Annotated in this window: 10 protein-coding genes and 1 rRNA gene; all 11 read left to right on the plus strand. The window is 56.6% G+C overall.

From position 1 onward, the window contains the following. The first annotated feature begins 2 nt into the window (after positions 1-2). The 11 genes from ACQQCD_RS13405 to ACQQCD_RS13455 all read left to right on the plus strand — a co-directional run bounded on the left by ACQQCD_RS13405 (position 3) and on the right by ACQQCD_RS13455 (position 13,028). Positions 3-1,238 (plus strand): acetylornithine transaminase, encoded by a 1,236-nt coding sequence (locus ACQQCD_RS13405; RefSeq protein ID WP_430268806.1) that lies wholly within the window; start codon positions 3-5, stop codon positions 1,236-1,238. Continuing rightward, positions 1,235-2,221 (plus strand): ornithine carbamoyltransferase, encoded by a 987-nt coding sequence (gene argF, locus ACQQCD_RS13410; RefSeq protein WP_430268807.1) that lies wholly within the window; start codon positions 1,235-1,237, stop codon positions 2,219-2,221. Before ACQQCD_RS13405 ends, argF begins: the two co-directional genes overlap by 4 nt. Positions 2,222-2,260: 39 nt before the next feature. Next, on the plus strand, positions 2,261-2,785 hold the full coding sequence (locus tag ACQQCD_RS13415; protein ID WP_430268817.1) for an arginine repressor: 525 nt from the start codon (positions 2,261-2,263) through the stop codon (positions 2,783-2,785). A gap of 90 nt (positions 2,786-2,875) precedes the next feature. Next, complete coding sequence (locus tag ACQQCD_RS13420) at positions 2,876-4,081, plus strand: argininosuccinate synthase (RefSeq protein ID WP_430268808.1); 1,206 nt, start codon at positions 2,876-2,878, stop codon at positions 4,079-4,081. Next, positions 4,081-5,496, plus strand: coding sequence for an argininosuccinate lyase (argH, locus tag ACQQCD_RS13425; RefSeq protein ID WP_430268809.1), 1,416 nt, complete (start codon positions 4,081-4,083; stop codon positions 5,494-5,496). Before ACQQCD_RS13420 ends, argH begins: the two co-directional genes overlap by 1 nt. Positions 5,497-5,559: 63 nt before the next feature. After that, a complete protein-coding gene (locus ACQQCD_RS13430) occupies positions 5,560-6,336 on the plus strand; it encodes a maleylpyruvate isomerase family mycothiol-dependent enzyme (protein ID WP_430268810.1) in 777 nt (258 codons plus the stop codon). Between the two features lie 43 nt (positions 6,337-6,379). Next, positions 6,380-6,691 (plus strand): DUF1905 domain-containing protein, encoded by a 312-nt coding sequence (locus ACQQCD_RS13435; RefSeq protein WP_430268811.1) that lies wholly within the window; start codon positions 6,380-6,382, stop codon positions 6,689-6,691. Positions 6,692-6,730: 39 nt separating this feature from the next. After that, positions 6,731-7,288: an adenine phosphoribosyltransferase gene (locus tag ACQQCD_RS13440; protein ID WP_430268812.1), complete on the plus strand. Its 558-nt coding sequence runs from the start codon at positions 6,731-6,733 to the stop codon at positions 7,286-7,288. 73 nt (positions 7,289-7,361) lie between these two features. Next, positions 7,362-9,584 (plus strand): HelD family protein, encoded by a 2,223-nt coding sequence (locus ACQQCD_RS13445; RefSeq protein ID WP_430268813.1) that lies wholly within the window; start codon positions 7,362-7,364, stop codon positions 9,582-9,584. Positions 9,585-9,635: 51 nt separating this feature from the next. Continuing rightward, complete coding sequence (gene tyrS, locus ACQQCD_RS13450) at positions 9,636-10,949, plus strand: tyrosine--tRNA ligase (protein ID WP_430268814.1); 1,314 nt, start codon at positions 9,636-9,638, stop codon at positions 10,947-10,949. Positions 10,950-11,505: 556 nt separating this feature from the next. Further along, positions 11,506-13,028: ribosomal RNA gene (locus ACQQCD_RS13455) — 16S ribosomal RNA — on the plus strand. Positions 13,029-13,513 lie beyond the last annotated feature (485 nt).

Raw genomic sequence — 13,513 nt, forward strand, 5'->3', positions numbered from 1 at the left:
AAATGGCTGAAGCCACAGCGAATGAATTAACTCACCTAGGCGGTGTCTCATCGCAGGAACTCCTTGAGCGCTATGCCACTTCACTGATGGGTGTATTTGGAGCACCACAGCGCGTTTTGGTGCGTGGTGCTGGCTGCCATGTTTGGGACGCTGACGGAAAACAGTACTTGGACCTCCTAGGCGGGATTGCCGTCAACGCCTTGGGTCACGCTCACCCCTTTGTGAACTCGGTGATCTCGAGCCAACTCTCCACCCTGGGCCACGTCTCGAACTTCTTTACCTCGCCAACCCAGATTGCCTTGGCCGAAAAGCTTCTTGAGATTGTGAAAGCGCCGGCGGGTTCAAAGGTCTTTTTCGCCAACTCTGGTACCGAAGCTAATGAGGCGGCCTTTAAGCTGGCTCGCCGTCATTCACATGGTCAACGTCCCAAATTGGTTGCTCTGCAGGGCGCTTTCCACGGGCGCACCATGGGCGCTTTGGCACTGACATCGAAGGAAGCATACCGGGCCCCCTTTGAGCCGTTGCCCGGAGGTGTGGAGCACATCCCCTTTGACGATATTGAAGCCTTGCGTGCGGCCGTTGACTCAAAAACAGCTGCAGTGTTCTTAGAACCAATTCAAGGTGAAGCCGGGGTCCGGCCGCTTTCTGTTGAGTATTTGCGCGAGGCTCGGAAAATTACCTCCGAAGCTGGTGCACTCTTGATTTTGGACGAAGTTCAGACTGGTATTGGCCGTACCGGAGCATGGCTTGCAAGCGCCGCTGCAGAGATTGTTCCCGATGCCATCACCCTTGCCAAGGGTCTAGGTGGAGGTTTTCCCATTGGTGCGCTCATTACCTTTGGTGAGGCGACGTCGTCGCTCTTGTCAGCCGGACAGCACGGGACTACCTTCGGTGGGAATCCGGTGGCCACAGCAGCCGCTTTAGCAACCCTTCATGCCATTGAACACCAGCGCATCCTGGCGAACGTTCTTGCGGTAGGGGAGTACTTGCGCTCCGCTTTGGCGAAGCTGGACTTTGTTACCGAAGTTCGCGGACAAGGACTACTGATCGGCTTTGATCTTGACGCCGACGTTGCCCCGGCCGCGGTTCAAGCAGCCTTAAACGCGGGCTTTATTCTCAACGCTCCCGGGCCCAAAACTATTCGTTTAGCTCCGCCACTCATTCTGACCATCGAGCAGGCACAGAGCTTCATTGACGCGCTGCCCGCCATCATTTCAACCGCAAAGGATGCCAAGTGAGCACCACTCGCCATTTCCTCAAAGATACTGATCTCAGCCCGGCGGAGCAGGCTGAGGTTCTGGACCTTGCCGCACGAATGAAGGCAGCACCGTTTAGCGTTCAGCCGTACGCAGCCGAAGGTAATGGTCGCCAAACGGTGGCAGTGATCTTTGACAAAACCTCCACTCGTACACGGGTTTCCTTTGCCACCGGTGTGGCGCAAATGGGTGGCAACGCCCTGATCATCAACCCGGGTGAAGCGCAGATTGGCCACAAAGAGTCTGTCGAGGACACCGCTAAAGTCCTAGAACGAATGGTCTCAACAATTGTTTGGCGCACGGGAGCTCATTCCGGTCTGGTGGCCATGGCAGAAAATTCTCGAGTTCCAGTGATCAACGCCCTGTGCGACGACTACCACCCGTGCCAGCTGTTGGCCGATCTCTTGGCAGTAAAAGAGCACAAGGGCGAGCTTGCTGGATTAACCATGGCTTACTTAGGTGACGCGGCAAATAACATGGCCAATTCGTACTTGCTTGCTGGTGTTACGGCAGGAATGCATGTTCGGATCGCTGGCCCGGAGGGTTACCTGCCGGCGGCCGAGATTGTTGCGGCGGCCCAAGAACGCGCAGCACAAACCGGCGGTTCTGTGCTCATCACTACCGACGCTGGCGAAGCACTCAACGGTGCCGACGTTGTTGCCACTGATACTTGGGTTTCCATGGGCCAAGAAGCCGAAAAGGAAGCCCGGATGCAGTTGTTCCGGAACTATTCCGTTGATGAGGCAGCCATGGCGCAGGCTGCGGCAGACGCCGTCGTACTTCACTGCCTGCCTGCTTACCGTGGGTATGAAATTTCGGCCGAAGTCATCGACGGTCCACAGTCGATTGTTTGGGACGAAGCAGAGAACCGGTTGCACGCACAAAAGGCACTGATGGCCTGGCTGATGCACCAGTCTGGACTGGCAGTTGTAGACGGGCTTGCGCCGGTAGGGGAGCAGGCCTAAGTGTCCGGGCAAGCACCCAATGCCGCTGGTACCGGGCTAGTGAACAACACCAATCAGTCTTCCTCGCCAACCACAAAAACGGCGAGGCAGGCTCGGATCACTGCGATTTTGACTGGTGAATCCGTTCGTTCACAAGCTGAACTGGCTGCCTTGTTGGCGGACGACGGCGTTCAGGTCACCCAAGCGACGCTATCGCGCGACCTGGTAGAACTCGGTGCTGTGCGTGTGCGCGGCAGTGCGGGTGTGCTGGTCTACGCGGTGCCTGGCGAAGGCGGGGATCGCGGTGCTCGCAGCGGCGTGGGGCAAGAAATTTTGGATGCTCGGCTGGAGAAGCTGTGCGGTGAGTTGTTGGTTACGGCGGAATCGTCGGCGAACCTTGTGGTGCTCCGTACTCCGCCGGGAGCGGCTAACTTCTTGGCGTTGGCTATTGATCATTCAGTGATTCCCTCGATTTTGGGCACCATTGCGGGCGACGACACCGTATTGCTGGTGTCCCGCGATCCGAATGGTGGGGACGCACTTGCTGCGCGCTTCCTCGCCATGGCGCAGAGCAATCCCAACTAGCTCGCAGCACTATGTATAAATAACCAAACTTCTGTATAGTCATACATAACGGCATTTGCCATAACGTTTACCCCGCAAGGAGAGATTTCCGTGACTGAACGCATCGTGCTGGCCTATTCCGGTGGCCTGGATACTTCTGTAGCAATCGGCTGGATCGGCGAAGCAACAGGTGCAGAGGTCATCGCCGTTGCCGTTGACGTTGGACAAGGTGGCGAGTCGCTCGAAACAATCCGTCAGCGCGCACTCGGCTGCGGTGCCGTGGAGGCTTACGTTGCTGACGCTCGTGACGAGTTCGCCAACGAGTACGCCATGCCCACCCTGAAGGCGAATGCTCTGTACCAAGGGCACTACCCGCTGGTTTCAGCCATCTCCCGCCCCGTGATCGTTAAGCACTTGGTCAAGGCTGCCCGCGAATTCGGCGCCACCACTGTGGCGCATGGTTGCACCGGTAAGGGCAACGACCAGGTCCGCTTTGAAGTTGGCATCCAGACCCTCGGCCCGGACCTGAAGTGCATTGCACCAGTCCGCGACCTCGCCCTGACTCGTGACAAGGCCATCGCCTTCGCTGAGGAAAAGGGACTGCCAATCGAGACGACCAAAAAGAACCCGTACTCGATTGACCAGAACGTGTGGGGCCGCGCTGTAGAAACCGGTTACCTCGAGGACATCTGGAATGCTCCTACCAAGGACATCTACGACTACACCGCCACCCCGGAATTTCCCCCGGCACCAGACGAAGTAACCATCTCCTTCGTCCAGGGCGTCCCGGTGGCGATTGACGGCATTGCAGTCTCACCATTGCAGGCTATTCAGGAACTCAACCGTCGCGCTGGCGCACAGGGCGTTGGACGCATCGATGTTGTTGAAGACCGCCTCGTTGGCATCAAGTCTCGTGAGATCTACGAAGCACCCGGCGCCATGGCCCTGATCACGGCGCACAAGCACCTCGAGGACATCACTATCGAGCGCGAGCAGGCCCGCTTCAAAGCCACCGTTGGCCAGCGTTGGTCCGAATTGGTCTACGACGGCCAGTGGTTCTCCCCGCTCAAGCGCTCCCTGGATGCCTTCATCGAAGACACCCAGAAGTACGTTTCCGGTGACATCCGGATGACCCTGCACGGCGGTCAAGCGATTGTGAACGGACGTCGCTCCGAGACTTCGCTCTACGACTTCGATCTGGCCACTTACGACACCGGTGACACCTTCGACCAGTCGCAGGCTAAGGGCTTTATCGAGCTCTGGGGTATGTCTTCCAAGGTTGCGTCCACTCGCGATCAGCGGGCTGCGGGTAAGTAATGACCTCGGCAACGAATGAAGGCGCCCTCTGGGGTGGCCGCTTCGCTGGCGGTCCAGCAGATGCCCTCGCCGCGCTGAGCAAGTCCACGCACTTCGATTGGCGTTTGGCGCGGTATGACATTGCCGGGTCGAAGGCGCATGCGCGTGTTTTGCACACAGCCAAACTGCTGAACGACGACGAACTCGCCGGCATGCTCGACGCCCTGGATCGATTGGACGCCGACGTCGCCTCGGGAGCCTATGTGGCCTCCGACAGTGATGAGGACGTCCACGGTTCCCTTGAGCGTGGGTTGATTGAGCGCGCTGGAACTCACTTGGGCGGCAAGCTCCGTGCAGGCCGTTCACGTAATGACCAGATCGCCACCTTGGGCAGGATGTTTTTGCGTGATCACGCGCGGATCATCGCCCGTGGTGTGTTGGCCACGATTGACGCGTTGGTGGAACAGGCCAAGGCGCACCCGAACGCGGCAATGCCCGGCCGAACGCACCTGCAGCATGCACAGCCGGTATTGCTGAGCCATCACCTGTTGGCGCATGCTTGGGCCCTTCTGCGTGATGTACAGCGGCTCGCCGATTGGGACAAACGCGCGGGAGTTTCGCCGTACGGTTCGGGTGCGCTGGCTGGCTCCTCGCTGGGTCTTGACCCTGAGGCAGTGGCCGCGGACTTGGGCTTTCGTTCCGCGGTGCATAACTCGATTGACGGCACAGCTTCGCGGGATGTTTTTGCTGAGTTCGCTTGGGTCTCCGCCATGATTGGCGTAGATCTGTCCCGGATCTCCGAGGAAGTCATCTTCTGGGCCACCAAGGAGTTCTCTTTTGTGACGCTGCACGATTCCTACTCCACAGGGTCATCGATTATGCCGCAGAAGAAGAACCCGGATGTTGCTGAACTGGCTCGCGGAAAAGCTGGCCGGTTGATCGGTAACCTGACGGGTCTTTTGGCCACACTCAAGGGCCTGCCCTTGGCGTACAACAGGGACCTGCAAGAGGACAAGGAACCGGTGTTTGACGCAGCGGACACTTTGGAGCTTTTGCTTCCGGCTGTTTCCGGCATGATCGCCACGCTGAAGTTCAACACTGAACGGATGGCTTCCTTGGCACCGCAGGGCTTCGCCCTAGCTACGGACATCGCCGAGTGGTTGGTCCGTCAAGGCGTTCCATTCCGCGAGGCCCACGAACTCTCCGGTGCTGCGGTCAAGCAGGCTGAGAGTCGCGACGTTGAGCTATGGGATCTGACCGATGAGGAATTCGCGGCCATTTCGGAGCACCTCACTCCGGCAGTGCGTGAGGTTCTCAGCACGGAAGGTTCGCTCAACAGCCGGGACGCTCAAGGCGGTACCGCACCATCCGCCGTCGAGCGTCAACTCGCGGTTCTTGAAGCCGAGATCGCGGAACTGCGCGACTACGCAGCTTAGTTCGAACATATCCACCGCTTGGTCTGGCACGTAGCTGTCAGGCCAAGCGGTTAGGATATCGGCATGACACAGATCACCTCGGAGCAGCTTTGTGCTGCTGTCAACGAATCCGCTAGCGCACTACGTAAGACCGTCGCTGGAATGGTGGAGACGGACGTTGCTCAACCGTCGCAGTTGCCCGAGTGGACGCGTGGACACGTCTTGGCTCACGTGTGCGGCGTGAGTGCTGCAGTGGCTCGGCAGCTTGAATTCGCCGCTCGCGGTGAGTTAATTGACATGTACGACGGCGGGCAGCACGGCCGTGACAACGCGATCAATAAGGCGGCTTCCCAGAGTCTGGAAAAGCTCGCAAAAGATCTGAACTCGGCTTTGGATCAAGCACTTGCAGCGCTGAACAATGTTGAGGAATCCGGGTGGGATGCGCCCGTGAAGTACCGCGACAGCACGGTTCGTGAAGTTGTTTTTGCCTTGTGGCGAGAACTTGTCATCCACACTTCAGATTTGGGTTTGGGTGGTGTGGGCGCTGGGCGTGGCCCCGAGACGTGGAGCAAGCTGTTCTGCGAACATCTCTTTGACTTCCTTGAGGCTCGGGTTCCTGCTGAGCAGCGCTTTGTGATCCAGGCTCTTGGTATGCCGCCGCGTACCCTCGGCAATGGCCCTAAGTCCACCGTTATATCGGGAATGGTCACCGATCTGGCCGCCTGGCTGGCCGGCCGCACACCAAGCCTTGGCACCCTACGCGCCGATGCTGCAGCCGACGGCGTAGACCTGCCACAGCTTATGCCGTGGCCCTCCGGAATCCCTTCGCAGATGCCCGCAGTAGTCACAGCACAACCTTAAACGTGGATACAAGAGTTTTTCGTTTTTCCGGGGTCCCCGGGCTTTGAAAGCGACTGACGCTTCTGCAGTAAGCGTTTCCGGCACGGTCTTCTACTGGCGCGGTCCAGCACCGTTTCACTTTGTTCGAGTTCCTGATGATGACGTGGCCTTTATTAAAGGGCTGGCAGCAATGTTTAGCTACGGCTGGGGCATGATTCCGGTTACCGCTCGCCTGGGTTCCACGCGCTTCACCACATCGCTTTTCCCCAAGGCAGGGGGCTATCTTGTTCCACTCAAAGATGCAGTCCGCTCCGCCGAAAATGTAGACCTCGATGATCAGGTCACCATCATCGTGGAATTGCGCCGGCGTAAATAGGACGCAGTGCTGGGTGGCTAGGGCGGGTAAGGTATTTGGGTGAACAATAGCCAGCCGAACCAAGTTTCTACACCAGAATCTGTCGAAGAGCAGATTAACCGTTTGTGTGCCACTGTCCCGAATTACCCCAAGCCTGGCATCGAGTTCAAAGACTTGACTCCGGTTTTCGCGGACGCATCAGCGTTTAAGGCAATTGTTGATGCACTGGTGGAGCCATTTCGTGGCCAATTTGACGCCATTGCCGGAGTGGAGGCCCGCGGGTTCCTGTTGGCAGCAGCTGCAGCCTATGCCACCAATACAGGCGTAGTGACAGTGCGTAAGGCTGGCAAGCTACCGCGCGAGGTCTATGCCGAAGATTACGCGCTCGAATACGGTACAGCCACGTTGGAATTGCACAAGAGCGACGTCCCAGCTGGCTCACGTGTGTTAATTCTCGACGACGTTCTCGCCACGGGCGGGACTCTCGGCGCTGCTGCCAAGCTTTTTGAGCGCTCAGGCGTTCACGTTGCTGGCGTTGGTGTTGTGATGGAACTGGGCGAACTGCGGGGACGTTCAGCCTTGAGCGGACACAGGGTCCGCTCCTTGATGAGGTTGTAATTCGTTTCATCTGCGTTCATCAAAATGGCTGTAGAATAGACGGTCCGCCATTTGGGAAAAGGGGAGCTGCTCCATGCTTGACGCAGATTTGATCCATGAACGTCGCTACGTGGCCGGCTTGTACGCCAGGCTTGACGAGCTCCGTGAGATCAAGCGTGCCCAATTGGCCCAGGTTCGCAAGTCGGGTGGCGGCGGGACCATGCAGAACGCCTCAGAGCGGGACGCTTTCGCAGCGCTCTATGAGGATCGGCTGGCCCAGCTTGACGCCGTGGACGATCGGCTAGTTTTTGGCCGCTTGGATCTGGACTCAGGCGAAGAGCAGTACATTGGCCGCATCGGACTATCCACGGATGAGCTGCGTCGTTTGATGGTGGACTGGCGTGCTCCGGAAGCTGGCCACTTCTACCAAGCCACAGCTTTTGATCGTCAAGGTGTGCGCCGTCGTCGTCATTTGATCTTGCAAGGTCGCGAGGTCAAGGCTCTTGAAGACGATGTCCTCGACGCCGAGATGCTCACGGAGAGCAGCTCGCTGCAAGGTGAAGGTGCTTTGCTTGCGGCTCTGAACTCTAAGCGGACCGGCCGTATGTCGGACATCGTGGGAACCATCCAGTCCGAACAAGACCGCATTATTCGTGCGCCCATGTCCGGGGCTCTGGTAGTTCAAGGTGGCCCCGGAACAGGTAAAACGGCAGTTGCCCTGCACCGGGCAGCGTACCTTTTGTACACGCACCGAGACAGGCTCAAATCGGCTGGTGTTCTGTTGGTTGGACCTAGCAACTCCTTTATGAAGTACATCGAACGTGTTTTGCCGTCCCTTGGTGAAACTGGGGTCGTTATGAGTAGCGTTGCTGGCTTGTATCCGGGACTTTCGGCTGTTCCCGAGGCCAATCCGGATGTGGCTGAGATCAAGGGTCGGCTTGAGATGGCCACGGTCATCAAAGACGCCGTGGCGAACCGTCAACGAATCATCCGTGGGGAACGGGTACTTGTTGTTGATGGCCGCAAGCTAACGCTGAGCGAACGCCAGGTTCGCCGTGCCCGGGACAAAGCGCGCGGAACGGGCAAGCCGCATAATGAGGCTCGTGAAACTTTTGTGAAGATCTTGCTGCGTGAACTGACAGAGCAGCTCACTGAGATCGTTGAGTCCAGCAACGTCGGAAACAACGCAGATCGCAGTTATTTGGCTGAGGATGTTCGTTCAGCCCGCGATGTACGGGTTGCATTGAACTTGGCCTGGATGCCGATGACACCGCAGCAACTGCTTGCCGATTTGTTTTCCAAGCCTGAGCTGTTAGCCGTTTGTGCACCACAGCTTAGCGCTGAGGAGCGCAAGCTGCTCCAGCGTCCGGTGGAGTCCCCGTGGACTGAGGCTGATGTCCCTTTGCTCGACGAGGCAGCCGAGCTCTTGGGCGAGTTGGAGGTGCCGGGCGCTCGGAGTCAGTCGCAGATTGATCAGGACCATGCGCGGGATCTCGCCAACGCCACACAAACGCTCAAGAATATGGAGCATTCTGGCTTTGACGTTTTGATGTCCGCTGAGGAATTAGTAGATCAAAATGTTGAGCGAATGAACCGGATGACTGCGGCGGATCGGGCTGTGAGCGATCGTCATTGGGCTTTCGGCCACATCATTGTGGATGAAGCACAGGAGCTCTCGCAGATGCAATGGCGCCTTTTGGTGCGGCGTTGCCCACTCAAGTCCTTTACCGTCGTGGGAGATATCGCCCAGACAAGTGCCTCAGCAGGGGCTTCATCATGGGCCGATGCATTAACTCCGCAATTCGGTGAGCGCTGGCAGCTTGAAGAGCTCACAGTGAACTACCGCACGCCAGCCCAGATCGCAGAGTCCGCGGTCCGTATGGCGAATGCTGCTGGGCTGATCATTTCGGCGCCGAAGGCAGTGCGCGAGGGCCGTTGGGATCCGATCGTGGACCAGGTCGCAACAGGTCAAGTAGTAGAGACTGCTGTTGCTGTTATGGATGAGGAACTGGCCGCCGTTGAGGGTGGATTGTTAGCTGTGATCGCTGACGGTGATTTGCTACCGGCGGTTGCCCGTGCTTTGCGTGCAAAGTATGCGGGACGTGTCGGTCACGGCGCCGGAAGCTACGAGCAGGACATTGTAGTTCTGAGTCCCAAGGAAGCTAAGGGACTGGAATTTGATGGTGTGGTTATTCTTGAGCCCGCCGCGATGCTCAACCCGCAGCGAGGGCTGGTGGGGGACCTGTACGTGGCAATGACACGGCCTACTCAACGATTGCGGCTTATCGCCTCGGAACCACTTCCCGCCGGAATCTGATCTTCGGCTGGATACCAACTTTCTAGATGCTAACTTTATGGGGTGCCACAGATGACTGATCTCTCAACCCAACGGAACGATTCGAGCTTTGCCAATGTTTGGCAAGAGCTTCAGTGGCGTGGACTAATCCACGTTTCCACTGATCAAGCTGAATTGGAAACTCTTCTGTCCGGCGAGCCGATTACGTTCTATTGTGGATTTGATCCCACGGCACCGAGCCTGCACTTGGGCAACTTGGTGCAATTGTTGGTTATGCGTCGTTTGCAACTGGCTGGCCACAAACCATTGGGCTTAGTGGGCGGCTCCACAGGGTTGATCGGTGATCCTCGGCAAACTGCCGAGCGTATTTTGAATACAAAAGAGACCGTGGCCGAATGGGTACTCAACCTTCAAGGGCAAGTTTCGCGATTCTTGGAATTTGAAGGCAATAACGCAGCCCGAATGGTCAATAACCTTGACTGGACGGCGCCGATGAGCGCCATCGATTTCCTGCGTGAGATCGGTAAGCACTACCGCGTGGGCACCATGATTAAAAAGGACATTGTTGCCTCGCGTCTAAATTCGGACGAAGGCATTAGCTTTACTGAGTTCAGCTACCAAATTTTGCAGGGTATGGACTTCCTCCAGCTAAATCGTCAGTACGGCTGTGTTTTGCAGACGGGTGGTTCGGACCAGTGGGGCAACCTAACCAGTGGAACGGAGCTCATCCGTAAAGTTGAGGGTCGTAGTGTTCACGCCTTGGGCACCCCACTGATCACTAATTCGGACGGCACCAAGTTCGGCAAGAGCGAGGGCAACGCGATTTGGCTAGATCCGGAGATGTGCTCGCCGTACACCTTTTACCAGTTCTGGCTTAACACGGCAGATGACGACGCCGTCACTCGCCTTAAGGTCTTTACTTTCCTGAGCCGGAATGAGATTGAGGAACTTGAGCGCTCCGTAGCCGAGAGACCCTTCGCACGTGAGGCGCAGCGCCGTCTGGCCTATGAAGTTACTTCTTTGGTGCATGGGGTGGAGGCAACGGAGAAGGTTATTGCCGCTTCGGCTGCCATGTTCGGCAACGGGGATGTCACCGAGTTGGATGAATCCACCCTCCGTGCTGCCACCGCTGAATTGGCAACAACGGTTGTGGGGGAGGACCAGCTTGGCATCATCGATTTGTTGCTGGCTTCAGGACTGGTTGACAGTAAGTCGGCTGCTCGCCGAACAGTGAATGAGGGTGGCGCCTACGTCAACAATGTCAAGGTCACTGATCCGGATGCGATCCTTGGCCAGGACAGTTTGCTCCACGGAAAGTACCTGTTGGTACGTCGTGGCAAAAAGAACCTTGCTTCAGTAGAAGTCTCTGCTGAAGCCAGTATCTAGTCAGGCGTTGGGCATCTAGCCCATAGAGATTTGCTTCAAGTCTGATCGAGGCGCCGGCAGCGGAAACCGCTGACGGCGCCTCTTTCTATGTCGATTTGCACGGAAGCCAACGGCCGTGTAATGTTTTCTGAGTCGCCGCCGCTGAGCGGTGACCAACCCCTTCAAAATTCAGGCAGGATGGCCGTTATGCATTCGTGCAAATGACCAGAAATTGTCTAAATTCTTGATGGGCGGATTCGGTTCATAGAGTAAACATCCGGTGAAAAACACGGATTTGCAAAGTGAATATGAATGAAATAAGATAATTACATCGCAGCGAAGAACAAAGCGGAAAAGAAATTCAGAAATGAATTACCGAAAAGTATTCGTATGTGCCTGTTGTTTGAGAACTCAATAGTGTGCCAAGTTTATTGATACCGATTGTTTTTTGATTGGTTGATTTTGCCAGGCTGTGCGCACCCCGTGTGTGTGGTCTGGTTTTCAGCTGGTTTCGAATTTAGTGCAATCATTTGCTGTGTTATTTCCATGGTTTTGGTTGTGTCTGTTTGGTTAGTTTTTAACGGAGAGTTTGATCCTGGCTCAGGATGAACGCTGGCGGCGTGCTTAACACATGCAAGTCGAACGATGATCCCAGCTTGCTGGGGGATTAGTGGCGAACGGGTGAGTAACACGTGAGTAACCTGCCCTTAACTCTGGGATAAGCCTGGGAAACTGGGTCTAATACTGGATATGACCTTCCATCGCATGGTGGTTGGTGGAAAGCTTTTTGTGGTTTTGGATGGACTCGCGGCCTATCAGCTTGTTGGTGGGGTAATGGCCTACCAAGGCGACGACGGGTAGCCGGCCTGAGAGGGTGACCGGCCACACTGGGACTGAGACACGGCCCAGACTCCTACGGGAGGCAGCAGTGGGGAATATTGCACAATGGGCGAAAGCCTGATGCAGCGACGCCGCGTGAGGGATGAAGGCCTTCGGGTTGTAAACCTCTTTCAGTAGGGAAGAAGCGAAAGTGACGGTACCTGCAGAAGAAGCGCCGGCTAACTACGTGCCAGCAGCCGCGGTAATACGTAGGGCGCAAGCGTTATCCGGAATTATTGGGCGTAAAGAGCTCGTAGGCGGTTTGTCGCGTCTGCCGTGAAAGTCCGGGGCTCAACTCCGGATCTGCGGTGGGTACGGGCAGACTAGAGTGATGTAGGGGAGACTGGAATTCCTGGTGTAGCGGTGAAATGCGCAGATATCAGGAGGAACACCGATGGCGAAGGCAGGTCTCTGGGCATTAACTGACGCTGAGGAGCGAAAGCATGGGGAGCGAACAGGATTAGATACCCTGGTAGTCCATGCCGTAAACGTTGGGCACTAGGTGTGGGGGACATTCCACGTTTTCCGCGCCGTAGCTAACGCATTAAGTGCCCCGCCTGGGGAGTACGGCCGCAAGGCTAAAACTCAAAGGAATTGACGGGGGCCCGCACAAGCGGCGGAGCATGCGGATTAATTCGATGCAACGCGAAGAACCTTACCAAGGCTTGACATGAACCGGAAAGATCTGGAAACAGGTCCCCCACTTGTGGTCGGTTTACAGGTGGTGCATGGTTGTCGTCAGCTCGTGTCGTGAGATGTTGGGTTAAGTCCCGCAACGAGCGCAACCCTCGTTCCATGTTGCCAGCGCGTAATGGCGGGGACTCATGGGAGACTGCCGGGGTCAACTCGGAGGAAGGTGGGGACGACGTCAAATCATCATGCCCCTTATGTCTTGGGCTTCACGCATGCTACAATGGCCGGTACAAAGGGTTGCGATACTGTGAGGTGGAGCTAATCCCAAAAAGCCGGTCTCAGTTCGGATTGGGGTCTGCAACTCGACCCCATGAAGTCGGAGTCGCTAGTAATCGCAGATCAGCAACGCTGCGGTGAATACGTTCCCGGGCCTTGTACACACCGCCCGTCAAGTCACGAAAGTTGGTAACACCCGAAGCCGGTGGCCTAACCCCTTGTGGGAGGGAGCCGTCGAAGGTGGGACTGGCGATTGGGACTAAGTCGTAACAAGGTAGCCGTACCGGAAGGTGCGGCTGGATCACCTCCTTTCTAAGGAGCCTCTGCCATTGCTGGTGGTGACTGTATGGTTGCTGTTGGTGTGGTCAAGAGTTATAGCTCATTGCGTGGACGTTTGTTCCACGGTGGGTGCTCATGGGTGGAATATCAATAGGCATGCTTTGCTGGTTTTTGCTGGCTGTGTTTGAGTACGGGCTTTCTTCGCTTTTGGGTGGAGGGGTTGTGGAAAGGATGTGGTTGGTGGGGGTTGGTGGGGATTTTTGGCACACTGTTGGGTCCTGAGGCAACAGGGCCGCTGATTGTTTTGTGATGCGTGCTGCTTTGGTGGTGTGTGTTGTGGGGGTTGGTGGTTTTGTTTGTTTCGGTTTCCTGGCCTTGACTGATGCGGTGCACTGTTTGGTGTGTTGTTGGTGTGGGGTACGGGGTTGTTGTTTGAGAACTACATAGTGGACGCGAGCATCTTATAAAGAAGCAATTTCTAAGATTATGAACCTGGATCTGTCGTCGTGCCCTTTGGG

Origin of the sequence: Pseudarthrobacter sp. J1763, assembly GCF_050490295.1 — a bacterium.
In the GTDB taxonomy this organism is placed as follows: domain Bacteria; phylum Actinomycetota; class Actinomycetes; order Actinomycetales; family Micrococcaceae; genus JBNPEO01.